At 63.8% G+C, this 24,483-nt stretch carries 21 protein-coding genes; 8 read left to right on the plus strand and 13 right to left on the minus strand.

Annotation, left to right across the window (positions count from 1 at the left end; translation table 11 throughout):
- Window positions 1-1,446: sugar transferase (locus C2868_RS10350; protein WP_103663304.1), on the plus strand; the 1,446-nt coding region annotated here is incomplete at its 5' end.
- A 9-nt stretch (window positions 1,447-1,455) separates the two neighbouring features.
- Here the strand turns inward: C2868_RS10350 and C2868_RS10355 are convergent.
- From C2868_RS10355 to glf, 3 genes are all read right to left on the minus strand, one after another.
- Window positions 1,456-2,196, minus strand: a complete 741-nt coding sequence (locus tag C2868_RS10355; protein WP_103663266.1) for an ABC transporter ATP-binding protein — start codon at window positions 2,194-2,196, stop codon at window positions 1,456-1,458.
- Entirely contained in the window at window positions 2,196-2,987 is a 792-nt protein-coding gene (locus tag C2868_RS10360; RefSeq protein ID WP_103663267.1) for an ABC transporter permease, read from the minus strand. The genes C2868_RS10355 and C2868_RS10360 overlap by 1 nt, the downstream gene beginning before the upstream one ends.
- Before the next feature lie 115 nt (window positions 2,988-3,102).
- Window positions 3,103-4,239: a UDP-galactopyranose mutase gene (glf, locus tag C2868_RS10365; protein WP_103663268.1), complete on the minus strand. Its 1,137-nt coding sequence runs from the start codon at window positions 4,237-4,239 to the stop codon at window positions 3,103-3,105.
- 56 nt (window positions 4,240-4,295) lie between these two features.
- On the opposite strand from glf, the gene C2868_RS10370 reads away from it, so the two are divergent.
- The 6 genes from C2868_RS10370 to C2868_RS10395 are packed head-to-tail and all read left to right on the plus strand — an operon-like array spanning window position 4,296 to window position 10,589.
- Entirely contained in the window at window positions 4,296-5,186 is an 891-nt protein-coding gene (locus C2868_RS10370) for a glycosyltransferase (RefSeq protein ID WP_103663269.1), read from the plus strand.
- Window positions 5,187-5,241: 55 nt separating this feature from the next.
- Window positions 5,242-6,378, plus strand: a complete 1,137-nt coding sequence (locus tag C2868_RS10375; RefSeq protein WP_103663270.1) for an NAD(P)-dependent oxidoreductase — start codon at window positions 5,242-5,244, stop codon at window positions 6,376-6,378.
- Window positions 6,378-7,463: an acyltransferase gene (locus C2868_RS10380; protein WP_103663271.1), complete on the plus strand. Its 1,086-nt coding sequence runs from the start codon at window positions 6,378-6,380 to the stop codon at window positions 7,461-7,463. The genes C2868_RS10375 and C2868_RS10380 overlap by 1 nt, the downstream gene beginning before the upstream one ends.
- Window positions 7,464-7,512: 49 nt before the next feature.
- Window positions 7,513-8,610 carry a glycosyltransferase family 1 protein gene (locus tag C2868_RS10385; protein WP_103663272.1) on the plus strand — a complete coding sequence of 366 codons (1,098 nt, stop codon included), beginning with the start codon at window positions 7,513-7,515 and terminating at the stop codon, window positions 8,608-8,610.
- Between the two features lie 48 nt (window positions 8,611-8,658).
- Window positions 8,659-9,669 (plus strand): GDP-mannose 4,6-dehydratase, encoded by a 1,011-nt coding sequence (locus C2868_RS10390; RefSeq protein WP_103663273.1) that lies wholly within the window; start codon window positions 8,659-8,661, stop codon window positions 9,667-9,669.
- A complete protein-coding gene (locus tag C2868_RS10395; RefSeq protein WP_181003434.1) occupies window positions 9,666-10,589 on the plus strand; it encodes an NAD(P)-dependent oxidoreductase in 924 nt (307 codons plus the stop codon). Before C2868_RS10390 ends, C2868_RS10395 begins: the two co-directional genes overlap by 4 nt.
- Here the strand turns inward: C2868_RS10395 and C2868_RS10400 are convergent.
- The 4 genes from C2868_RS10400 to C2868_RS10415 form a co-directional block, all read right to left on the minus strand.
- Entirely contained in the window at window positions 10,586-11,833 is a 1,248-nt protein-coding gene (locus C2868_RS10400; protein WP_103663275.1) for a hypothetical protein, read from the minus strand. The genes C2868_RS10395 and C2868_RS10400 overlap by 4 nt on opposite strands.
- A complete protein-coding gene (locus C2868_RS10405; protein WP_103663276.1) occupies window positions 11,820-12,257 on the minus strand; it encodes a DUF2304 domain-containing protein in 438 nt (145 codons plus the stop codon). Before C2868_RS10405 ends, C2868_RS10400 begins: the two co-directional genes overlap by 14 nt.
- Entirely contained in the window at window positions 12,254-12,985 is a 732-nt protein-coding gene (locus C2868_RS10410) for a glycosyltransferase family 2 protein (protein WP_103663277.1), read from the minus strand. Before C2868_RS10410 ends, C2868_RS10405 begins: the two co-directional genes overlap by 4 nt.
- A 61-nt stretch (window positions 12,986-13,046) precedes the next feature.
- Window positions 13,047-14,897 (minus strand): hypothetical protein, encoded by a 1,851-nt coding sequence (locus C2868_RS10415; RefSeq protein WP_146048041.1) that lies wholly within the window; start codon window positions 14,895-14,897, stop codon window positions 13,047-13,049.
- Window positions 14,898-15,004: 107 nt separating this feature from the next.
- Between C2868_RS10415 and C2868_RS10420 the strand changes: the two genes are divergently transcribed.
- Window positions 15,005-16,588 carry a DUF2142 domain-containing protein gene (locus C2868_RS10420; RefSeq protein WP_181003435.1) on the plus strand — a complete coding sequence of 528 codons (1,584 nt, stop codon included), beginning with the start codon at window positions 15,005-15,007 and terminating at the stop codon, window positions 16,586-16,588.
- Here C2868_RS10420 and C2868_RS10425 read toward each other — a convergent pair.
- The 6 genes from C2868_RS10425 to rfbA all read right to left on the minus strand — a co-directional run bounded on the left by C2868_RS10425 (window position 16,473) and on the right by rfbA (window position 24,481).
- Window positions 16,473-17,468 (minus strand): glycosyltransferase, encoded by a 996-nt coding sequence (locus C2868_RS10425; protein ID WP_181003436.1) that lies wholly within the window; start codon window positions 17,466-17,468, stop codon window positions 16,473-16,475. The two genes, C2868_RS10420 and C2868_RS10425, sit on opposite strands and share 116 nt — an antisense overlap.
- 29 nt (window positions 17,469-17,497) lie before the next feature.
- Window positions 17,498-18,697 (minus strand): ABC transporter ATP-binding protein, encoded by a 1,200-nt coding sequence (locus C2868_RS10430; protein ID WP_103663281.1) that lies wholly within the window; start codon window positions 18,695-18,697, stop codon window positions 17,498-17,500.
- A 13-nt stretch (window positions 18,698-18,710) separates the two neighbouring features.
- Window positions 18,711-19,631, minus strand: a complete 921-nt coding sequence (locus C2868_RS10435) for an ABC transporter permease (RefSeq protein ID WP_103663282.1) — start codon at window positions 19,629-19,631, stop codon at window positions 18,711-18,713.
- 11 nt (window positions 19,632-19,642) lie between these two features.
- Window positions 19,643-21,586, minus strand: a complete 1,944-nt coding sequence (locus C2868_RS10440; RefSeq protein ID WP_103663283.1) for a rhamnan synthesis F family protein — start codon at window positions 21,584-21,586, stop codon at window positions 19,643-19,645.
- Window positions 21,583-23,445, minus strand: a complete 1,863-nt coding sequence (locus tag C2868_RS10445) for a rhamnan synthesis F family protein (protein WP_181003437.1) — start codon at window positions 23,443-23,445, stop codon at window positions 21,583-21,585. The genes C2868_RS10440 and C2868_RS10445 overlap by 4 nt, the downstream gene beginning before the upstream one ends.
- A gap of 163 nt (window positions 23,446-23,608) precedes the next feature.
- Window positions 23,609-24,481, minus strand: a complete 873-nt coding sequence (gene rfbA, locus C2868_RS10450) for a glucose-1-phosphate thymidylyltransferase RfbA (RefSeq protein ID WP_103663285.1) — start codon at window positions 24,479-24,481, stop codon at window positions 23,609-23,611.
- Between the last annotated feature and the right edge of the window lie 2 nt (window positions 24,482-24,483).

The following is a 24,483-nucleotide window of genomic DNA, read 5'->3' on the forward strand; positions in this document are numbered from 1 at the left end:
CGGTCGGCCCACCGTGCGCCCGCAGACCGCCGATGGCCACGCCGTTATGCGCAACGACTCTTCTTTTCCGACGTGTTCATCGTGCTCGTCGTATGTCTGACCTTTGGCGTGATACTGACGGCGCAGCGATTCGTCGCGTCACTATGGCCCAATGGGCCCGACGTCGGATATATGACCTTCATGCTCGCAGTGGCGCTCATCTGGATCGCATGTCTGGATGCCTTCGACACGCGAGACGAGCGCTACGTCGGGCACGGTGTTCTGGAATATCGACGAATCGTCGCGGCATCCGTAGGAGCGTTCTCACTCATCATCGCCGTGGGCTTCTTCATGAGGACCGAGATGTCACGACCGATGTTCATCACCGTTCTACCCGCTGGTCTCGCGCTCTTGTTGTTCTCGCGATGGCTGTGGCGCCAATGGTTACGCCGCCAGCAAGCCGACCATCGCTATGTCAATCGGGCGCTCATAGTCGGTGAGCGGAGCAAAGTTGACCACACCGCGCGGGCGATTGCTCGAACCCACGGCACGGGATTCGACCTCATCGGGGCCGTGACGCCCTCGGGCCGGGCAGTATCTGACTCCGGGCAGCTGCAGGTGCTCGGAGATTTCTCTCGCCTCATTTCTGTGATGGATGAGCACCGCATCGACACACTCATCCTGGTCGGGTCGGACGATCTCAATCCACGGACGATGCGATCGCTCGGCTGGCAACTCGCTGATCGCGATGTTCAGCTCGTCGTTGCCCCCGCACTCACCGACATCGCCGGCCCACGAGTCCACTCTCGGCCCGTCGCCGGGCTGCCGCTCATCCATGTGACCTACCCGACCCTCGAAGGCGGTCGGCGTGTCGCGAAACGTACGTTCGACATCATCGGTTCCGCTCTCCTCATCACCCTGTTCTCCGGCGCCCTCCTTGCGGTTGCCATCGCCGTGAAGCTCTCGAGCCCCGGGCCTGTCCTCTACCGGCAGGAGCGGGTGGGACGCCGGGGCAAGCGTTTCGGAATGCTGAAGTTCCGTTCCATGGTGCAGGACGCCGACGACCAACTTGCGAGCCTCCTGGACGCACAGGGAACCTCCGACCAGCCCCTCTTCAAGGTCACCAACGATCCGCGAATCACGCCGGTGGGCAAGTTCATCCGCAAGTACTCGCTGGACGAACTCCCCCAACTCCTCAATGTGATGCGAGGACAGATGAGTCTTGTCGGCCCACGTCCTCAGCGGCCAGCAGAAGTCGCGTTGTACGACGACGAAGCACATCGACGTCTGCTCGTGAAGCCAGGGATGAGCGGATTATGGCAGGTCAACGGTCGCTCCGCGCTCTCCTGGGAAGACGCGCTCCGCTTCGACCTCTATTACATCGAGAACTGGTCGTTCACGCAGGATCTGCTCATCCTCTTCCGGACCATCAAGGCGGTAGCCCAACCAGGATCGTCGGCTCATTAAGCCCGAAGGCTACCTGGCGTTGTGGTCGGCGTTGTACCGGTCGAGGACCTCGTCGATCGGGCCGTCCAGCACGAGCCGATGCTTGTCGAGGTAGAGACCGCGCGTGCAGAAGCGGCGCAGGTCGCGTTCGTTGTGCGAGACGAAGAAGAGCGTGCGACCCTCCGCCAGCAGCTCGTCGATCCGGCGGTAACACTTCTCTTTGAAGGCCTTGTCCCCCACCGCCAGCACCTCGTCGACCAGCAGGATCGGCTCCTCGAGCTGCGAGACGACCGCAAACGCGAGCCGCACCTTCATGCCGCTCGACAGATGCTTATAGGGCGTGTCGACCGAGTCGTGCAGCTCGGCGAAGTCGATGATGCCGTCGAACCGGCGCGCGACCTCGGCGCGGGACATCCCGTGCAGTCCCGCCGTCAGGCGGACGTTCTCGCGCACCGTCAGGTCGCCGACGAAGCCACCCGTGATCTCGATCAGGGGTGCGACGCCGCCATTGACGCGCACGCTGCCTTCGTCGGCGATCAGCACCCGCGCGACGAGCTTGAGGAGGGTCGACTTGCCCTGACCGTTGCGGCCGACGACACCGATCGACTCCCCCGGCTGCACGTCGAACGAGACGTTGCGCAACGCCCAGAATTCGTTCGGGCGAACGCGACGGGATGACCCGGCGAACAGATCCTTGAAGCTGCGACGTCCGCGGCGGTTGCGCCGGAACCGGATGCCGAGGTCGCGCACCTCGATGGCTGCCCCGCTCATCAGAGCTCCTTCAGCACGGGTCGTTCGAGCCTGCGGAACACCAGGATTCCGAGCCCGAGGAAGGCGAGGCACATCAGCGCACCCACGACGATACTCAGGGTGTCCCACACCTCGGGGAAAAACCCGACTCGGTAGAGCGTGAAAATGCCCGACAGCGGGTTGAACGCGGCCAGCTCCGGGAAGATGCCCGGCAGGTCGCCCACGCTGTAGATGATCGGCGAGGCGTAGAACAGCACGCGGAGGATCAGCTTCGTGGTGCGCTCGAGGTCCGTGTACAGGACGCACAACGGAGCCACCAGTAGGCCGAGACCGACGAGGAGAGCCGTCTGCAGGATGATCGCGACCGGGAACCAGAGAAGTCCCCAGCCGACCGGCGCCCCCGCGATGATGGCGAAGGCGACCAGCACGGGCAGCGAGCAGAGAAACTCCACGCCCTTGCTGAGCACGATCCGGTTGACCCAGATCGAACGGGGAATCGCCGTCGACCGGACGAGGCGCGCGTCCTTGTTGAACGCGCGGGTGAAATCCGAGACGGCGGAGTTGAACCACACCCACGGCAGCAGAGCGGTGATCAGGAACACGATGTACGGATCGTGCCCGACCGTCCGCTGGAAGATCTGCGTGAAGACGAACCAGTAGATCGCGCTCATCACGAGCGGATCGAGGATCGACCACAGGTAACCGAGGGCGCTCGTGGCGTACCGGACCCTCAGATCGCGGGCCGAGAGCAGCCAGAGGGAGTGCAGGTATCGCCGGGCGGAGCCGGGGCTGCCGACGGCGGCGGTGGTCACGCATGCGAGTCTACTTCCGGGCCGGGGTCGGCCTTCGCGCCGCGAAAGGATGCGACACGCCGTGCCGGCACTCGGTCCCGCTTCCGGGTATAGCGTCTGCGGGGCCGCTCGACAGTCAGGCGAGTTGGTTGTTCCACATCGACAGCGCGGCACCGATCGCCATGTGCATGTCGAGGTACTGGTACGTCCCGAGGCGGCCGCCGAACGACACGTCCTTCTCGCCCTTGGCCAACTCGCGGTAGGCCAGGAGCTCGGAGCGGTCCTCCGGGGTGTTGACCGGGTAGTACGGCTCGTCCTGCCCCTCGGCGAAGCGCGAGAACTCGCGCATGATGACGGTCTTGTCCGTCGGGTACCGGTCGGCGCGCTCGGGGTGGAAGTGCTTGAACTCGTGGATGCGGGTGTACGGCACGGCTGCATCGGCATAGTTCATGACCGGCGTCCCCTGGAAGTCGCCGATCGGAAGGACCTCCTCTTCGAAGTCGAGTGTGCGCCACGACAGCGCACCCTCGGCGTAGTCGAAGTAGCGGTCGACCGGTCCCGTGTAGACGATGGGCAGCCGGCCGACGGTGGCCGCCTTGTTCAGCGGCTGCGTCGCGTCGAAGAAGTCGGTGGAGAGCTTGACCTCGATGTTCGGGTGATCCGCCATCCGCTCGATCCACGCCGTGTACCCGTCGGTCGGCAGGCCCTCCCACGTGTCGTTGAAGTACCGGTTGTCGTAGGTGTAGCGCACGGGAAGCCGGCTGATGACCTCGGCGGGCAGGTCGGTCGGGTCCGTCTGCCACTGCTTCGCGGTGTAGTCGCGGATGAACGCTTCGTACAGCGGCCGACCGATCAGCGCGATCGCCTTCTCTTCGAGGTTCGCGGCATCCTTCACATCGAACTCGCCCGCCAGTTCGTGAACGAGCGCGCGCGCCTCGGACGGCGAGTACGCCGCCTGGAAGAACTGGTTGATCGTGCCGAGATTGATCGGCAGCGGGTACACGACGCCCTGGTGGTTCGTGTAGACGCGATGCACGTAGTCGGTGAAGGTCGTGAAGCGGTTGACGTACTCCCACACGGTGGGGTTCGACGTGTGAAAGAGGTGAGCGCCGTAGCGGTGGACCTCGATGCCCGTCTCGGGTTCGTCCTCGCTGTAGGCGTTTCCGCCGATGTGGTGACGACGATCGATGACGGTCACCTTGCGACCGGATGCTGCGGCGCGCTCGGCGATGGTAAGCCCGAAGAATCCGGAGCCGACGATGAGGAGATCCATGGGCTTCGATCCTATCCGCGCGTGCTTTACGGACGATCTCGTAGGCTGGGGCTTCTATGACTCTCGAGATCTTCGTTCCGTTCTGGGGTGACCCCGAGCTGCTCTACCTGACCGTCGACTCCGTGCGCGCGCAGCGCAACGACGACTGGCGTCTCATCGTGATCGACGACTGCTACCCCGACGCGTCCGTGGGCGAATGGTTCGAAGCGCTGAACGACGACCGCATCACCTACGCGCGCAACGAAGAAAACCTCGGCATCACCGAGAACTACCGCGAAGCCATCCGTCGAGCCACCGGCGACTACATCACGATTCTGGGGTGCGACGACCTGCTCCATCCCAACTATGTCGACGTGGTCCTCGCGACGATAGAAGCGGTGCCGGACGCCGACGTCGTCCAGCCCGGCGTGGAGGTGATCGACGAACACGGCACCCTCATCCGTCCACTCGTCGATCGGGTCAAACAAGGCGTGCTCGCCCCCCGCGGCGGACCCGGCATCGCGGTCCTCCGGGCCGAGGCGATGGCGACGAGTCTGATCAGGGGAGATTGGCTGTATTGGCCGTCCCTCACGTTCCGGACTGACACGCTGCGACGCATCGACTTCCGCGAGGGTCTGCCGATCATCCAGGATCTCGCACTCTTGATGGACGTGGCGTTCGAAGGAGGATGTCTCGCGTACAACCCGAAACTCGCGTTCTCCTACCGCCGTCACGGCGGAAGTGCCTCGCAGAAGACACTGCTAGACGGGCGTCGATTCCACGACGAACGCACGTACTACCGGCAAGCGCGAAACCTCGCGGCGCGGAAGGGGTGGAGGCGCACTGCTACGGCGGCACGGCTACGCGCCATGTCGAGGCTGCACGCCATTGCTGAGCTACCCGGGGTCCTACGGCACGGAACGCGCGCCGGGCTACAATCTACGCTGGCGCACATCTTCGCGCTTTAGTCGCGCACGTTGACGTCACGAGCCCGAGCGGCATCCATTCACACAGGAGACACGTATGCCCGATCATGTGCTCATCACCGGCGGCGCGGGCTTCATCGGCACGCGCCTTGCTCGGCGCTTCGTCGATGCCGGGCACACAGTCACGGTGCTGGATTCCCTCATCCCTCAGGTACACGGCGATGACCCGCGACTCACCTCACCGCTCTTGCGGTCACTCGACGGCGTTGCGTCCGTCATCGAGGGCACCGTCACGTCTGCCGAAGATCTGCGATCGGCGCTCGAAGGCGCCGGCATCGTCGTGCACTTGGCTGCCGAAACCGGCACCGGTCAATCAATGTACGAGATTGACCGCTACGTCGAGGCGAACGTAGGCGGAACAGCGAAGCTCCTGGACATCCTGGCCAACGAACAGCACTCGGTGACGAGAGTCGTGATCGCCTCGTCACGGTCGATCTACGGTGAGGGCGCTTACCGCACCGTCGACGGTCGGGTGGTCTATCCCCCCCACCGCTCCGATGCGGCGATGGCAGCCGGGGACTTCGAGGTCAGCATGTCGGGGGAGGAAGCCCTCGAGATGATTCCGACCGACGAGAATGCGAAGCTGCATCCGTCTTCCGTTTACGGCATCACGAAGCAGATGCAGGAATCGCTCATCATGACTGTCGCGCCGACCATCGGGATCGAGCCGGTCGCACTCCGTTACCAGAACGTCTACGGCCCCGGTCAATCTCTGAAGAACCCCTACACCGGCATCCTTTCGATCTTCTCGACACTGATCCGACAGGGCAAGAGCATCAACATCTTCGAGGACGGTCTCGAAAGTCGCGACTTCGTCTACATCGATGACGTCGTCGAGTCCACTTTCCTCGCCTCAACGCTTGCTGCAGCCGCGGGTCACACGATCAACGTCGGCAGTGGGGTTGCGACAACAGTGAACGAAGTCGTCGCGTCGCTCTTCGCTGCATTCGGCACCAGCGTTCCGACGACGGTGACCGGCAACTACCGACTCGGCGACATCCGACACAACACCGCAGACACGACACGGTTGCGCGAACTGCTCGGCTACGAGCCAAGAACCGATTTCCGTACCGGGCTCGGGCGCTTCGTCGAGTGGGTGTCCGCAGAGCCGATCGAGGAGAGCGGCTACGAGCGGTCCCTCAAAGAGATGGCCGAGCGAAGCCTGCTCAAGTAATGGTCACAGCCCCCGCGTCGAGCCGCGCGTTCCCGCACAGCCGCAACAGTCTCAATCTGTTCCGCCTGATTCTCGCAGCCGCGGTGCTGTTCGCGCATGCGTTCTACATCACCGGCAACGGCACCGGGCCCATGCTGCACGGAGAAAACCTGGGCGGCTGGGCCGTGGCAGGCTTCTTCGTCCTCAGCGGGTTTCTCATCATGGGAAGCCGGATGCGCCACACGACAGGGGAATTCCTCGTCCACCGGATCGCGCGTATTTACCCGGCTTTCATCGTCGTGCTCGTGGTGACCGCGTTCGTGTTCGCGCCTATTGCCGGCCTGCTCGAACGTGGAGATCTCGGCGGATTCTTCACCACCCCCATCACGCCACTCGAGTACATCTGGGGCAACATCGGGCTCCACGTGCAGTCATACACAGTGTCGTGGACCCTGCAGACCGTGCCGTACGCCGGCGCCTGGAACGGATCCCTGTGGACCCTCTACTACGAGTTCTTCTGCTACATCATCGTGTGGGTGCTCGGCTTTTTCGCCATCTTCCGTAAGACGATCTGGTTCCCCGTCGCGCTCTGGGTCCTTGCGGTCGCCATCCACGCGACGCAGAGCTTCTGGGGACGACTCGGGCTCGACCTCGACTTCACGCTCCTGTTCAAGCTCCTGCCCTTCTTTCTGGGCGGCGTCGTCGCCTATGTCGTGTTCGACCGCTGGGGCATGCGCACGTCGATCGGAATCGCTTGCCTGGTGGGCTCGCTCGTGCCGATCGCGTTGATCCCCGGGTTCGGCGGGCAACTGGCGGCACCCCTATTGGCCTACGGATTGCTGTGGCTCAGCACGATCATCCGACAACCGAACATCATCGCGAAGCATGACGTGTCGTACGGGTTCTACATCTACGCGTGGCCGACCGCGCAGCTGCTCGTGCTGCTCGGCGTGGCGGGGTGGGGAATCGGGGCATTCATGGGGATCAATGTGCTCGTGACGCTCGTGTTCGCGACGGCGAGTTGGCTTCTGGTCGAGCGACCGATCATGCGGGCGACGCGAGGGCGTCGATCAGCGGGCGCCCCGGCGGAACAACGGGTCGCATAGAGCTGGCATCGCCGCGGGGTGCACGGAACCGATTGATAGACTCGGGATCATGCCCCGTGTCCTGGTCGATCTTTTGTCGTACACGGGCACGAAGGGCGGCATGGAGGTCTACGCCCGCGAGACCTACCGCCGCCTCGGCGACGTCGCGCCCGACTGGGAGTTCATCGGCTATTTCAGTTCCGAAGGCTATCGGTTGGATCGCACGTGGTTCCCCGGCGAGACGATCGATTCGGGAATCAGCGGCGAGAACCGATTCGCCTGGGCATGGGGCGAGCTCTTTTCGGTCGCGCGCGCCGCGCACAAGGCAGGGGCGGATCTCGTTCACTCGCCCGCGACCCTGGGTCCCCGTCGGACGAAGATGCCCCACGTCGTGACGATGCACGACATGCTGTATTGGAGTCATCCAGAGTTCATGTCCACCCCGCTCTATACGGCACCGGTGAAGTGGATGGAACGGGTTGTGTCGCGGAACGCGGCACGCATCATCACGGACAGCCCCGGTTCGGCCAGCGAGATCGTCAAGTACCTGTCGACAGACCCGGGGCTGATCGATGTCGTACCCCTCGCGGGCGGACATCCGCAGGGGGTCGATCGAAGCCTGGCCGGTTCTGAGGGACCGATGATCCTCGCGATGGGCAATCGTCGCCCCCACAAGAACTGGGCTTCGCTGCCTCGAGCGATCGCGCTCCTGCCTCGCGAGCGGCGCCCTCGGGTCGTCATCACCGGCGGCCGGGGCGACGATCCACTGCAACCGATCGTCGAAGAGTTCGATGTCGGCGAATGGGTCGAATTGCGCGGATGGGTAGACGATTCCGAAGTCGCTCATCTGTACTCGACGGCAAGTGTGCTGGCCATTCCCTCGCTCGCGGAGGGATTCTCATTGCCCGCACTGGAGGCGATGAGCGCGGGTGTGCCGGTACTGCTCAGCGACATCGATGTGCATCGGTACGTCGGTGGCAACGCTGCGCGCTATTTCCGCGCCAACGACGACGCCGCGCTCGCAGAACTCATCGCCACGACGATCGACGACCACGAGCTGCTGGCGGAGATGACCGCCGCCGGGTACGAGCAGGAGCGCACATTCACCTGGGATCGCACCGCCCGAGAAACGCTGGCTGTTTTCGAGCGCGTCCTGGCCTCTTCGTAAGATCGAACCGTGTCGCCCAATGCGCACACCCTCCACTGAAGGACAGACATGGCAGAACCAAAACGCGCCCTCATCACCGGGGTCACCGGGCAGGATGGCGGGCATCTCGCAGAGTTGCTTCTCGCGGAGGGGTACGCGGTCTACGGGCTGGTTCGGGGCCAGAACAACCCGCGTCGCGCCCAGCTACAGGCGGAGTTCCCGACACTCACCGTCATCGAGGGCGACCTCACCGATCCAGCATCCCTCGTGCGGGCACTCGAACGTTCGGATGCCAACGAGGTCTTCAACCTCGCCGCCGTCAGCCACGTCGGATTCTCATTCGCCAACCCGACCCTGACAGCAGACGTGACGGGCAAAGGGGTACTCAATCTCCTCGAAGCCATTCGTATCACGGGCCGTAGCGAGCGCACCCGCTTCTACCAAGCCTCCACGAGCGAGATGTTCGGTGGGCTTGACTACAACCGGCCTGGCAACGGATATACCGAGGACTCCCTGTTCCACCCGCGCAGCCCCTATGGCGTCGCCAAGCTGTACGGCCACTGGATCGCGAAGAACTATCGCGAGAGCTATGGCATGTTCATCTCGTGTGGCATCCTGTTCAACCACGAGGGTGAGCGCCGTGGCAAGGAGTTCGTCACGCGCAAGATCACGGATGCTGTGGCCCGCATCAGTCTCGGGCGCCAGAGCCACATCGATCTGGGCAATCTCTGGCCCAAACGCGACTGGGGCTATGCGGGCGACTACGTCCGGGGGATGTGGCAGATGCTGCAACACTCCGAGCCTGACGACTTCGTCCTGGCGACAGGCGAGACCCACTCCATCGAGGACTTCCTCACGCTCGCTTTCGCCGAGGTGGGCATCGAGGACTGGCGGCCCTATGTCCGGCAGGACGCCGCGCAGCTGCGGCCCGCCGAAGTCGACATCCTGCTCGGAGATCCCTCCAAAGCCGAGTCGGTGCTCGGTTGGCGACGAGATGTCGACTTCCCCGGACTGGTCAGCCGCATGGTCGCTCACGACCTCGCGGTTCAGTCCGAAGAATCCGGCACCCGGACCCCGTGAACGCGCGAACGCTCGTCATCACGGGCGCCAGCGGATTCGTCGGTAGCCACCTGGCCCGGCTCGCGCACGACGAGGGATTCGTGGTGTGGGCAATCGGACGTGAGGAACAAGCCCCGCCGGGTGTTGCACCGTGGTGCGAGCGTTACATCGAGACCGATCTGTCGGAGGGATGGCCGATCGACGTCGAGGTGGATGCCGTGATACATCTTGCCGGGCTCGCGGCTGTGGGCCCATCATTCTCCGCGCCACAGCGATACATCGAAACCAATAGCGCGATCATGACCGCGATGTGTGAATCCCTTCTGTTGAACTCGCCGTCGACACGAGTGGTGGTGGTGAGCTCGGGCTCTGTCTATCGCGCCGAAGGGTTGGATGCTCCCATCGATGAATCTGCACCGACATCACCGAGTTCTCCCTATGCGGTATCGAAGCTCCTCATCGAGTCGCAGGCTCAGTATTACGCCCACCGGCGACTAGACACGGTGGTCGCGCGCCCCTTCAACCACATCGGGCCCGGTCAGGGCCCTGGCTTTCTCGTTCCAGACCTGACGACGTCGTTGAGCAGGACGGCACGCGACGAGCCGCTCCGGGTCGGCAACCTCGAAACCGCACGCGACTATACGGACGTACGGGACGTCGCTCGCGCCTATCTGACGCTTGCCGCGGCACCTCAGCATCAGCACGCGGTGTACAACGTGGCGTCGGGGGCGGCGCGCAGCGGGCGCGAAGTGCTCTCGGTCATCGCGAGCGCCCTCGGTCGAGACCTCCCGCCCGTGGTTGTCGACGAGGCGAAGCTACGCCCCGGTGACCCTGCGCGGATCGTCGGTTCTGCTGCACGCTTGCGGGACGAGTTCGGATGGGAGCCGCACGTCGACTGGGCGACCTCCGTGCGCGAGTACGTGGAGAGCTCGAAGGCCTAGATACCATCTGCTTGCTGCAGGACGAGTGGCCTGCGTCGCCACAGAGCAACGAGGTGAACGATCAGGCCCCCGAACGGAGGCAGGAGAAGCAACAACGCCAACTTGGGCTCCAGCGCCAGCGGCAGGAATAGGGTGGCGACCGTGAGCGCGGCCGCCACGACCCAGCCTGCCGCGTATGGGGCATGGCGTGATTCTCCCAGCAGGGCAGGCCCGGTGATACACATCAGTGCGACCAGTCCGGCGCTCGCGGTGATCGCCGCCATCATCGATGATTCGATATCGAACCGCCCGGCAGAGACAAAAGCGATCACCCACGGCCCGAACAGCGCAGCAGCACCTGCCAACACCCCCACGGCAATGAAGCCGGCAGCGAGCGAAATGAGCACTCGACGTCGAACGACCTCATCGGCACCTCGAAGCAACGAGATCAAATAGCTCTGCATCGCAAGGAGGGGAATGACGATCGGGGCGCGGGTGATGGTGATCGCCAGGATCAAGCCGGCAAGCTGTGCCGTGGCAGCACCATCAGCCGCGATACCCAGCAGCATCGGCAAGCCGTTCATCATGACGCCCATCGCCGCCGCCGCGGCAATCGTGCCGCCGGTGTTGGCGACGAGGCGAGAGAGCCCCACGTCTAGGCGGAATGCGCCCACGACCGATCGACGAGTGCGCCACCACGTCGCGGCGAATGCCAGACCGAACGGCAACGAAACGGCTAACGCGACCAACTCAGGCGACCAGTTCGCCGCCAACGCCGTGAGTACCAGAGCCGCGCGGAGGCCCGCGTCCACGATCGTCAGTAAAGCGACATCGCGCCACAGGCGAAGCCCATAAAACACCCCGCTGAGCACGGCGACAAACAGATAGCCGACGACGCCGAGAATCAGCGACAACGCGAGAAGGATGGTCGACCCTGGCAGTATGGCTCGGCCGAACAGGAGCGCGAGAACTGCAAGGACCAGGACAACAGCGGCGACGGCGATGAGTGTGAATTTCCGGAGGACACCAGTCTCAAGCTGGCCGACTGATGGGCGGGACGCACGCGTGATCTCCTGCTGGACACCGGACAGCGCGGCGACACACAAGTACAGCGTCGACCAGTAGACCGAAAAGGTGACGTACGATGCGTCGTCCTGCAGAAGTGCGGGCGCGAGTAGCTGGATAGCGTAGCCCAACACCCCCGCGACCGCTGTCGCGATGAGGATAGTGCGTAGTCCGGATGCCGCGGACTCAGCTTTCGTCATCGCCGGCTCGAGGATCAGCGTGCTGGGCCTCGGCTGGCAGGACGAAGGCCTGCCCTACGCCTCCCGTGTCGATTTCTGAGGACGCGGCAATCCTGAGCTCCTCGACATCTGCACGGAGGATCGCCACATCCTCTGCGACGCGACGCACCTCGTCCTCCGCTTGTGAGAGCTCCCACGAAAGGTGGAGCGCAACACCGATAAGCAATACGAGAGAAAGCGCGAAGATCAGGTTGGAGGGCACCTCGACGCCGAGCGTCCCTGACAGCCACAGCAGCAGGCCCGGAAAGAGTGCCAGAACAAGGATGACGAGGCCGATAACGATCCACAACGTCGCGTACTTCTCACGCAGCTGGCGGCGCAACAGCAGCGACACGATGATGACGAGCACGAGAAGGGCGAGGCCTATGCCCGCGAGGACGATCATGCGGGAGCCTCCGTCGGCCGTCGGCGCCCGCGCATGAGGGCCAGCGTCAGCGCGAAGACGGAACGCAAGAGGTACATCGTGGAACCGATGAAGTTCTGGCTTGGCTTGCCGTGCACGCGTGCCCGCATTGCTACGGGCACCTGGGTCACGGTCAGCCCGGAGTGGATCGCGCTGACCAAAGAATCGACCGTGTCGCCGAGATACTCAGCGGGGTAGTAGCGCACATATTGATCGATCGCCCGACGGTTCGCGGCGCGGAAGCCGCTCGTGACGTCGGTGAGGCGGGTCTTCGCGACGCGCGAGATCACGCTCGCGAGGAACATCATCGCCCATCGGCGCGGGCCCTTGGCCTGGTAGTCGCCGACATCGGCGAAGCGAGCGCCAATCGAGATATCGGCGTGCTCGAGACCGGCGAGCACGAGGGGAATGTCGCGCGGATTGTGCTGTCCATCGGCGTCCACCTGGATGGCGCGGTGGTACCCGTGGCGTTGCGCGTAGGTGAATCCCGTGCGCATCGCGCCTCCGACACCCATATTGAACGGGAGAACCAGCACGCGGGCCCCGGCATCACGGGCGACCTGCGCCGTATCATCCGTTGACCCGTCGTCCACGACGGCCACATCGTACTCAGCGAACTGATCGAGGATCTCGCGGACGGTGTTGCCGACGTTGCGGGACTCGTTCCATGCGGGCACGATGATGAGCGTTCTCACAGTGGGCTCAAGCATGGTGCCCTCATCCTACAACGGCGAGATCGGCACCCTGGGTCGCGGTAAGGGACTGACGCGGTCATTGCTCGATGCGGATCGGACCTAGCTCCCCGCACGATTCCTCCGCACGCCGTGCGATCTCCGCGTCGGCTGTGATGAGAGCGACCGGCGGCCCCATGAGCTCACGCAGCGAGCAAAGATCGTCCATCGACTGGCCGTCGTGATAGTAGGCATAGGCCCGCAGATCGACGTCGTCGACGCTTGCCGCGGACATCTGGACGACCCAGAACATGATCGAATCCTCGTCGGGATCGCTCGACTCCCACAGAATCTTCTTCTCGTCGGAGCCCATCAGCTCCACGACGCGGTGGAAGACGCGGTCATCTTCTCCGACCGAGAAGAAGTCACCAGCGAGAATCCGCGAAATCGGACTCAGAAGCGCTTGCGCATCCCTGTTGAACGTCGGCACCGTGGCCTTGCCGAACTCGCTGACACCCGACGCAGTCACCAAGACGACGAGGACGGAGAGCCCGGCCAGCGAGCGCCGTCCGACGATCGATGCAGCGAAAGCCAGTCCGGCGGCGACGCCGATGATCAGAAGCATCGCCATCAGAAACCACAGGAACTTCAACTGATAGTAGTTCCAGATATTGGCTTCGTCGCGACGAAGCCACAACAGCGCCGAAAGACACACGCCTCCGCCGCCTGCGACCGCGATGAGCACCCATCCCATACCGGCTGACCTGGTCGCGCGCACATGCGAGAGAGCGAAGATGACCGCCAGCGCGAGCAGTACGACGAGGATGACCTTCTTGAACTCGAAGACCGCCCCGGAGGACTCCTGCAATGCCTGCCCCTGTCCGAAGACACTCGGCACAGAAAGCGCAAAGAACAGGCCGAGAGGCTGAGCGAGCGCCGCAACGGCGATGACGAGCCGGCCACGCCGCAGTGCCAGCAGACGTCTGCCGTGCAGGATCACAACGAGCAGCAGTGCGGTTCCGGGGATCCCCGCAAGCGGCGCCCACAGCGCGAGCACGGCGCCCAGCGACAGCGAGATCGTCACGAACGATGACAGCATCGCGCGATTGGCGTTGAGAAGGCCCACCAGGCTCGCAACAAGCACGGCAATCGTCAGATGGAAGTTCACGAAGCCGAGCAAGATCGGTCCTGACAACAGGAACCAGCCGAGCGGGAGCAACGAGGAGACCCCTACCGCGACGAGGCCCAGTGCTGATCGCCGCCTTGTCAGGCTGAGCGCGAGCGCGCCGCACATGATGCAGGCCGCGACGATTCCGAAAGACCACATCTCGGCGAGCGCGGTGATCTCGGAGCCGACCGTCGGCGGACCGAACACTGCCGCGGGCAGGGTGAAGAGAGCGATCATGGCTGCTGTGAGCGGGACAGGGTTCTGGCCGATGCCGACGCTGACGCCACCCTGCTCGATCAGGGTACGCGCGAAGAGGACATTGTTCGCCGCATCGCCGGTCATCGCCCACGAGACGGGGGTGCCGCCAGGCAGGACGGCAGCCGCGAGGATGACCGAGCACCAAACGAGCCCGCCCGTGCCTGCGAAGCCAAGGTCGACCGCGTCCGACTTCGTGAAGGGCGAGCCGGCGGTCGCGAGGCGAACAACACTGAGCGCCCCGACAGTCGCCGCGAGCGTCACCACGAGAACGATCGGGGAAATCATGGTGTATCGCGAAACGATGAACAACACGAGGATCGTCCACGCGAACACCACCAGCAAGAGCGCCAGGCTCGCGCTCAGGGGAAGACGCGAACGGACGAGCGCGAGCGCGGGGGGCAGTGCCACCGCAATGAGAACAAGGAGTGACCCCCCGAAAACGGTCCACACGCACACGCCCGCGAGCACCACCATGTACGCGACGACGCCGAGCAGCGCTCGATTCACCACCCATGATCGCGGCACTGAGGCCTCTCCTTCGCGGCACGCTCTTGTCCACGAGTCGCCTCTGGAAGGATAGTCCGCCGCGCGGGCATCCCGAGTGAATGCGCGCCCGACGATACAATGTCGAGGTGCCCCGCCCTCGACTGTCTGCGAAGAAGATCGCCCTGGCAATCCTGGTTCCGGTGCTCGCATTCGTCTCACTCGCCGCATGGTCACTCAGTTCACCGGTCGGCGCGACACCCGACGATGACTTTCATCTCGCGTCGATCTGGTGCGGGCTGGGTGATCGCGAGGGTCTCTGTGAGAACCCGGGTGACGATCCCGTCAAACGCTTCGTACCGACAACGGTGACGACGGCGACGTGCTTCGCATTCGATCCCCAAGAGAGCGCGGCGTGCTGGAACGGCGAAGTCGACGGCATGAGCGAGGTCAAGCGCGCCAATGTCGACAGGCTCTATCCCCCTGTCTTCTACGGCACGATGTCAATCTTCGCGAGTGAGAACGTCGCTGCTTCGGTTATGTCGATGAAGCTCTTCAACTCGGCATTCGCCATAGGTTTGCTGACCGCGGTCTTCTTCTCCCTCCCCCGCCGGCTGCGACCCGCATTGGTCATCTCCGTCATCGCGACCGCTGTGCCACTCGGTGTATTCATCTACGGATCGACGAATCCCTCATCGTGGGCCTTGCTGTCTGGCGCCACGGTGTGGATCACGCTATACGGCGCGATGCAGACGACCGGTCGCCGGCGCCTGGTCCTCGCTGGCCTCGCCGTTCTGGGAACGATCATCGGCGCCGGGGCTCGCGCGGACTCGGCTGTGTACGCCGCCTTCGGGGTCGTCGTTGCCCTGATTCTCGGGGCCCGATTCCGTCGCTCACAGTGGATCGCGCTGACCACCGCGGTTGCCGTCTTCATCCTCAGCGTCGCGTTCTACCTGACCGCATGGCAGGGTGCGTCCATCGTCGGCGGACTCGAAAGCGACCGTCTGCCGCTGTCGGGCTCGCAGCATCTGTCCAACTTCCTCTCGGCACCCAGCCTGTGGACTGGTGCCTTCGGTGGTTGGGGGCTCGGGTGGCTCGACACGCCCATGGTGCCCGCCGTCCCCGTCCTCGCCGGCGCGGTGTTCTGGGGGGCGATCTTCGTGGGGCTCTCTCGGATGACGATCCGCCGAGGCGTCGCGGTCGCGCTATCGCTAGGTGCAATGTGGCTCGTACCCGTCGTGCTGCTCGGGCAGTCACGGATGCTCGTCGGTGAGTTGATCCAGCCTCGCTATCTACTGCCTCTCATGATCATCACCGTGGGCGTGGCATCGGTCCGCTACGACGCCGAACGAGCGTGGAAGGGACCCCGGCTCATTCTGGCTGCCATCGCGCTGACGTTCGCGTTCGGGGTAGCCCTTCGCACCAACATCCAGCGCTACACGACCGGCCTGGACTCGCTGTCCGTCGATCCCGGAGCGGAAGCCGAATGGTGGTGGGCTTTCGCCCCCGCGCCCCCGGTTGTGTGGATCATAGGAACACTCGCCTTCGCGGGCATCTTCGTCGGGCTGTGGTTCGCCCTCCCCGCGAGGAGTCAGACGAGAACGGGGGCCGACACCGTCATCGCCGTCGATGAACGGTTAGGCGATACACCAACACCTCCGCGCGCCGAATACGATGAAGCAGCCAACAAGAAAGGCGCTGTCGGATCGTCAGCCGCGACACCTGCGCCCTGACATACGCACTGTCCAAACGGTGCAGTTCGGCGTCTTCGGGCGTTCGAACACTCTTACGCTCGAGGTCTATTGTCTTCAGGCCCCCGTACGCGCGCGCTGGCGTGATGCCCTGATCGAGAGCCAGATCGAAGCATCGGCCGTGCGCACGCACGATGTCGTGAAAATAGCGAGCCTGCCTCTCGCGGTGCGAAACGCTGCTCGGATGCTGAACCCAGAAGTACAAGGCGTCCTCGCACGATGCGACCCGCCGCATACGACCATAGAGGTCCATCGCCACAGCGACGTCCTGAGCAAAGCGGCCCTCGGGGAATCGGATGCCATCGAACAACTCGCGCCGGTAGAGCTTGCCCCAGTTCGCCTCGCTGAAATACCGCAACTCGGAGCCGCGGAGCTTTCGCAGCAGAAGACTGAACTCCCCTTGATACGAGCGCCCGGGGTCAGTAAACGAGATCACCCGACCGGACGGATCAGCTGCGTGCGCGCGCATCGAGCTCGCCGCGGCGGTCTCGCCGACGCTCAGCCAGCGGCAGCAACTCATATCGGAGTCCGTCTCCAGGAGGATCTCGACCAGACGTCCGACGAGCCGCGGGCTCATGAGGTCGTCATTGTCACAGAATGTGACGAGGTCGCCCGTCGCAACGTCAAGGCCAGTGTTCTGAGCCGCCGCTATGCCGCCATTGGCACGGTGCACAACGATGATCCTGTCATCGAGGCTTGCCAGCGCATCGCAGAGCGCACCCGAACTGTCTGTCGATCCGTCGTCTACGAGCACAACCTCGATCGATGTATAGTCCTGCGCGAGAATCGACTTCACGCACGCTTCGAGATGACGTTCGGCGTTGAACACCGGCACGATGATCGACACCGTGGGAGCGTTCACTCGGTGACTCCTTGGATGACTTCTGTTGCTCAACGGATCGTCACGGTGCCGACCACGGGGCCCACGGTTGGCTGGGCGCCGACGACGCTGAAGGCCGCCCCCTGCATGAGCGCGTGCGAGGAGTCTTCGCTGAGGCCCGCAACATTCGCGTTGACGTAGTACAGCCCCGGCATGAACCGAGCCTCATCGATCGTGACATCCACGAAGCGAGACTCGGTCAGCGGCGCGAGCGTGACATCGAGCAGATCTGTGTTCGAAGCAAGCGCCAACTGACCCTGGGCATTGTCGATGCTGAACCCGATCGCCCATGACGCCATCGGCCTGAGCATCGTCACATGGATCCGAAGCGCAAGAGGTTCTGATTCCTTGAACTCGCTCGCGACGGCGCCTGCGGTGTCAAGAACCTCGATGCGGTCGATCTCGATCGCCCTGCTCGCTTCGACGTTCTGGCCACCACCCACCGGGTCTGCACCGAGGAGTTCCCGGAAGCGCGCGACCGCGCTCTCGGGAACCCCGTCGTAGACGAGATTCCCGCGGTTCATCACAACGACGCGGTCGCAGAGCGACAGAATCTGGTCGAGCGCGTGGCTCACGATAATGATCGTGCGCCCCTGCTGTTGGAACTCCTCGATCTTGTCGAGGCACTTCTTCTGGAACCGCTCGTCGCCGACGGCAAGGACTTCATCGACGAGAAGGATGTCGGGATCGGTGTGAACGGCGATAGCGAACGCCAACCGCACGTACATTCCCGACGAGTAGAACTTGACCTGGGTGTCGATGAAGTCCGCCACTCCCGAGAACTCGAGGATGGCGTCGAACTGTGCTTCGGTCTCGGAGCGGCTGAGGCCCAGCACGGAGGCGTTGAGGAAGACGTTCTCGCGACCGGTGAGATCGGGGTGGAATCCCGCCCCCAGTTCCAGCAGGGCCGCCACACGCCCCCTGTGTTCGACCGTGCCCGTCGTAGGCTGGATGATCCCTCCGAGCACCTTCAACAAGGTGCTCTTGCCGGACCCGTTGTGTCCGATCAGGCCGACCGTCGTTCCAGCGCGGATGTCCAGGTTGAGGTCACTGAGGGCCCAGAAGTCTTCCTTGTGGCGCCGACCGGCCCGCCCGAGGGTGACGACTCGTTCTTTCAACGACGAGTCTTTGCGGACAGTGAACCGCTTCGAGACCCGTTGCATCCGGATCACCTCTGGGCGGGCCACCGGCACCGTCGTAGCTGATGTCATGATGTCCGCACCGTCACAGTTCCTGCGCGAAATTGCCCTGCAGGCGCAGGAACACTCGGTGGCTCAGAAGCAGGAGCACGAGTCCGACGAGGATGGCAATCGCCAGACGGAGAAGCAGATTCGAAGGCTGTTCGAGCGCGTCCCCGGCTACCCAGAAGGCCTCCTGGAATCCGATCACGGCGAGAGTGAGCGGATTGTTGGTGTACAGCGCCACGAGGACCGGGTTGTCGACGAGCTCATTGACCATCTGCCACGAGTAGACGACCGGGGAAGCCCAGAACAACAGCATGGTCGCGACCTCGACGAGGTACTGGATGTCGCGAAGGTAGACGTTCACCGCTCCGAAGAACAGGCCGAACGCGAGTCCGTATATGACGATCACGAGCACTGACGGCACTGCGTAGAAGATCTGCCAGTGCAGAGGGGGCTTGAGAACCGCGATCGTGGCGATGATCAAGACCACCAGCTGCACGCCGAAGTTGAACAGGGCTGATCCGGCGCTCGCGAGGGGGAAGACCTCGCGAGGAACGTAGACCTTCTTGACGAGTCCTGCGTTTGCGATAATCGATCCGGTCCCGCCGACGGCGATCTCCTGAAACAGGCCCATCGCGGTCAGACCGGTGAAGACGAAGATTGCGAAATCGGGGATGCCCCGGGCCGCGCCAAGAAACTGGCCAAGCACGACGAAGTAGATGGCCAGCTGCATGAGGGGCCGTGCGAGGGCCCACAGGAACCCCAGCGCCGAGTCCTTGTAGCGCGCCTTGAGGTCACGCTTGACGAGCAGGTCAAGCATGTCCTTCTGAGCGACGACGTCGCGAATCGAGCGAACGACTTCGCGCGGAGTGAAACCGCCGACGGCGCCAACGCTGCGAAGGGGCACGTCGGCAAGTCGCGCGAACCGCTTCTCTGCGATCGCGGCGTTCGATTCAGACATAGGTGCCAATCTTATATCCGGGGACCGGCGCCTCCCCCGCCGCGGCGGAGGACCCTCCGTGCACGCCCCCGTAAGCTGCGAGCGCGCCCGAAGAGCGTTCGGAGCCTCGGCTCCCAGTGCGGACGACGCAACCGGGCGAAGACATAGGCGAAGTCCTCGAGCGTGCCGGCGCGGAGGTCTCCGAGCCGACGGAGGAAATCGATCTGGTGCATGGTCGTCTCGGGCATGGTGCTCGACATCTGATCGAGGTTGTAGTCCAGGGCCGTATAGCTCGAAGCGAAGTAGTCTGCGTTCGCGATAGTTCTCGTGTGGTAGCCGAGTTCACCGGCCGCGTAGGACGGCATCCGTTCGAGGACGTGAGCGAGTCCGCCGTCCCTGTACGCGTCGGTCCCGCCGAACTCGTCGTAGGACCATCTATGCTCCGCGAGGAGCCGAAGCGCCGCAGGCCGAGCGAAATACATGGAGCCGTACGGCGCGAGAGGCGACGTGTCATCGATCGGAACACGTATGCCGAGACGACCGGTCATCTCGACGAATGCAAGCTTGTTTGCCCACCATGCATGGCCGATGGTTCCGTATCCGATGTGGACCATGGGCGGGTAGGCCAGCCCGAGTCCGGCGTCTTGCTGGAAGAGGGCCACCACGCTCGCGGCATACTGTTCCGAAGGGAGGAGATTCTCGAACTGCTGGCGTTTGAAGCCCCGCCCCGCGTTGGCGGCGTCCTGCGGAGTCTTCTTGGAATGCAGCTTCACGACCAGGTCGTAGTCGCCCTCGAGGAGCACGTCCCGGCATCCGATGAGGAACGCGCTCTGGTCGCGTCCGTTGTTGGATTCGACGACGCGCACGTCGACAGCACCGCGTCGCGCACGCCGACCAATCGTCGCCGCTATGCGCTCCCCCTTCTTCGGGTCGGGCACGGTCACGATTAGGTCATATTCACCGGGCAGTCTGTCGGCGAGATCGAGCATCTCGTCCGTCATCTCGTCGTAGAAGATGTGCGCTATGACGACGGTGCGAAGGGGGCGAGAGGGATCGTACGAGAGGTCCTGCGAAGGAAGGACACTCATCAGCGCGGCATCCGCGTTCAACGTGTGCGGCGCGACATTCCTCGCGAGGTCGGTCATGATCAGGGGCGCGGGATACCCGTGTCGAACGGCCGCATCCAGCGTCCACTTCGGCACGACGCCCAGGTGATCCAGGTAGGGCGGCCACTGGAAGAACGGCCGTCGCTTCAACGTCGGACACCCCGCGTCAATCAGCTGCTCGGCGTAGAGCACGGCATGATTCTCGACACGATCGGTCAGAGTCGGAAAAGCGACCTCGCCGACGAAACCGTGTTCGGTGAAGCGCTCGGTGAAGACGCCCTCGTGTTTGACGACGGCGTCCGCGTACGTGTTCATCTCAGGAAGGTCACGCCAGTACGAAATCCACTCCGCGGATAGAAAGAGATCGCGACGTGCCGCGAGCCAATACGACTGCAGGTGGTAGGGGAGATAACCCTCATTCGTGAAGGGATGTGGCTCCACCCGCACGTGGTCGGTCATGCCCCAGAAGTGGAGGGGGCGTGCATCCATCCGGTCGAACAACGGTCCGAACGGACGGACCGGTCCGAACCAGGTGTCGTTGGCGAGGATGACTTCGTCGTACTCGGCGATCGTCTCGCCGACCGCTTCCAGCCCCGCCTTGTAGCCCCAGATGTCATAACCGCGGTTCTCGCGGACGACGATCTGATCGGCGACGGGCTCGAGCACCGTGCGGCCTCGGTCCGTCAGCAGACCGTTCACGACGACGACGATCCGCTCGCAGCGCTCCCGAAGATGCAGGAGCGCGTAAGGGATGTAGTCCTCCACATCGCCTCGAGTGTCGTATATGACGTACACCAGCAACCGACGGCCGCCGTCCGGGAACGGCGCTGCGTCGCGTGCGGGCGAAGGAATCAGTTCGGCGGTCTTCACAGGTCCTCGTCCCTCCACGTTTCGCGCTGACGGATGAATCGCTCGTCGCCCATGAGCGCGCGTGCGGACGAATACGCCCACTGGGCTCCGGCGAGGATCGGCAGAAGAACCCGAGCGAGGATCCGGTGGTTGATCCGCAAGTACATGCGGGAGAGTCCGACCACTCCGCCGTATCCCGTGTTGCCCGCGCGCTGGATGAGGAGGATCGAATCGACAGGGTAGCCCCGAGTCGTCGAGAACAGCTGATCGGCTTTGAACTCGAGAGCGGTGTGCGTTATGGCTGCATGCTCGGGAGTCAGCACGGTGCGGCTGTGGAAGCCGAGCTCGGCGGCGGCGTACGTGACGGCGCGCTCTTGGAGCCGGGCGAGATCGCGGTAGCGCTGTCGTCCGGGCTTGCCGTAGTCGCGATAGAGCCACCTGCGCTGAGACAGCAACCGTAGGGCCTCGGGTCGCGCGAACCACATTCCGCCGTAGGGCGCGAGCGGCGAGATGAGGTCGACGGGGACGCCGATCCCGAGTTCTGCGAAAAGCTTCTGTGCGGGCTGGCGGTAAGCACCCCAGGCGCGTCCCATGGTCGCGTAACCGATGTGCATCATCGGAGGAAACACGAGTCCCAAACGAGGTTCGCGATCGAACAGACTCAGAATCCCAGCCACGTGCTCGGGCGATCCGAGGAGATTGTCGAGCTGGTATCGACGAAAGTAGCGACGGACATTCATGGTCTTGCGTCGCAGATTCCGCGCGTGGACCTTCACAACCAGGTCGTACCTGCCAGGGACGAGCACGTCACGACACGCGATGAAGAGATCGCCCATGTCGCGGCCACGGTTGGCCGGCGTGACGCGGACATCCACCGACCCGGCGCCCGCAGCATTGCGCTTCTCGAGCATGCGCGACAAGGTCACCGCTTTCCTCCCGTCCGACGTGGTCACGACGAGGTCGTATCCCGGTGGTAGGGAAGCCAGGTGCCGGAAAAGGTCAGGAGCCTGGTCGACGTCGCTCACGTGCGCGACGACGACGATCTTCTCCGTGCGCGATGTGGATCGCGCCATGGTACCGGTGGGCACCTCCAGCATCCCCGCGATCGTGTTCAGCGCCTTCGGTTGAACCGTGCGCGCGAGATGCTGCCACAGCGTGTCGAGCGGATACCCGGCCGCCGCGATCGTCGCCACGACATCTCGACCGATCACGGCCTGCTGATGCAGGTACGGCGGATAGAGGGTGAACGGAGCCCGCTTGACGAGCGGGCAACCCGCCTGCACGAGAAGGTCGGGACTCAGCACTCCGGGGTCGTCGTTGCCGAAGTCGCTGGAAGCGAACGCCGCACCTCCGACGAAACCCGCCGCCCGGAAGTGAGCGGCAAACCTGCTCTCCTGCTCGATCGCACGATGCGTCCCGCCGGAAGACGACCAGTAGTCCTTCCACGCGCGAGAGGTGAACAACCGGCGCCGCACGACCGTCCACGTCCAAGTCTCGAGGCGGCCGGGAAAGCCCTGCTCAGGAAAAGCCTTCGGAGCTCCTGCGCTGTTCTCGACCATCTCCCAGAAGTCGACATCCCCCCCCTGCATCCGCTTCATGATCGGCGCGAAATCAGCCATCGGACCGAACCACGAGTCCCCGGTGAGAACCACTTCATCGATATTGCCGAGAAGGGTGACCCGCTCGTCCAGCACTCTCTTGTAGAGCCCCGGAGTGAACTCGCCGTCAACGACGACCTCGTCGGAGAGACCCTCGAGCAGCAAACGTGCGGAGGCATCGACATCACCGCAGACCACCACGATGATCCTCATCGTGAGCGGTCGCAATGCCCGCAGCGCGAGCGAGATGTATTCGTCCGGCTGCCCACGCAAGCGACTCACGGCGTACACGATCACTCGCCGCGAAGCGTCGGACTCTTGCACATCGCCGAGAACAGATCGGGGTGTCGTCGCCGTCATCTTCTCCACAAGTTTCTGTTACCGCCTGCGCAACGCCCCACGCTGCTGTCCCGGTTCACGGGCACACATCGAGTGTACGTGGCGATTAGTGAGCGCCCTGTTGAAGCGCCTTCAGTAGGTAGAGTCCGTAGCCGCTCTTCGCGAAAGGCTCCGCGCGGGCGCGGAGTTCTTCGTCGCTCAGGAAGCCCATGCGCCACGCGACTTCCTCGGGACAGCCGATCGAAAGCCCCTGGCGCCTCTCGACGGTGCGGATGAAATCTGCCGCCTCGCTCAGGGAGTCAAATGTCCCCGTGTCAAGCCACGCCGTCCCCCGCGGAAGCAACTCGACCTTGAGGTCACCCCGATCGAGGTAGGCCTTGTTCACGTCCGTGATCTCTAGTTCGCCGCGCGGCGACGGCTCCAGCGACTTCGCGATCTCGATCACGTCGTTGTCGTAGAAGTAGAGACCCGGAACGGCATAGTTGCTCTTCGGAACCAGCGGCTTCTCCTCCAACGACACAACGCGACCGTCGACGTCGAACTCCACCACCCCGTATGCGGTCGCGTCGTCCACCCAGTAACCGAACACCACCCCGCCGGTGAGCTCGTTGTACTGGCGGAGCCGGGTGCCCATCCCCTGTCCATAGAAGATGTTGTCGCCGAGCACGAGCGCGACAGGCTCGTGCCCGATGTGCTCCTCTCCGAGGATGAACGCCTGCGCAAGTCCATCCGGCGACGGCTGCGCTTTGTAAGTGATCGACACGCCGAACCGCGAGCCGTCACCCAGCAGACGGTGAAACTGCTCCGAGTCCTGCGGCGTCGTGATGATCAGAATGTCCCGAATCCCGGCGAGGATGAGGGTCGAGAGTGGGTAATAGATCATGGGCTTGTCGTAGACGGGAACGAGCTGCTTCGAGACGCCGAGAGTGATCGGATGGAGCCGTGAGCCAGTGCCCCCGGCGAGAATGATTCCGCGCATAG

The organism is Microbacterium sp. CJ77 (assembly GCF_002911615.1).
Classification (GTDB): Bacteria; Actinomycetota; Actinomycetes; order Actinomycetales; family Microbacteriaceae; genus Microbacterium.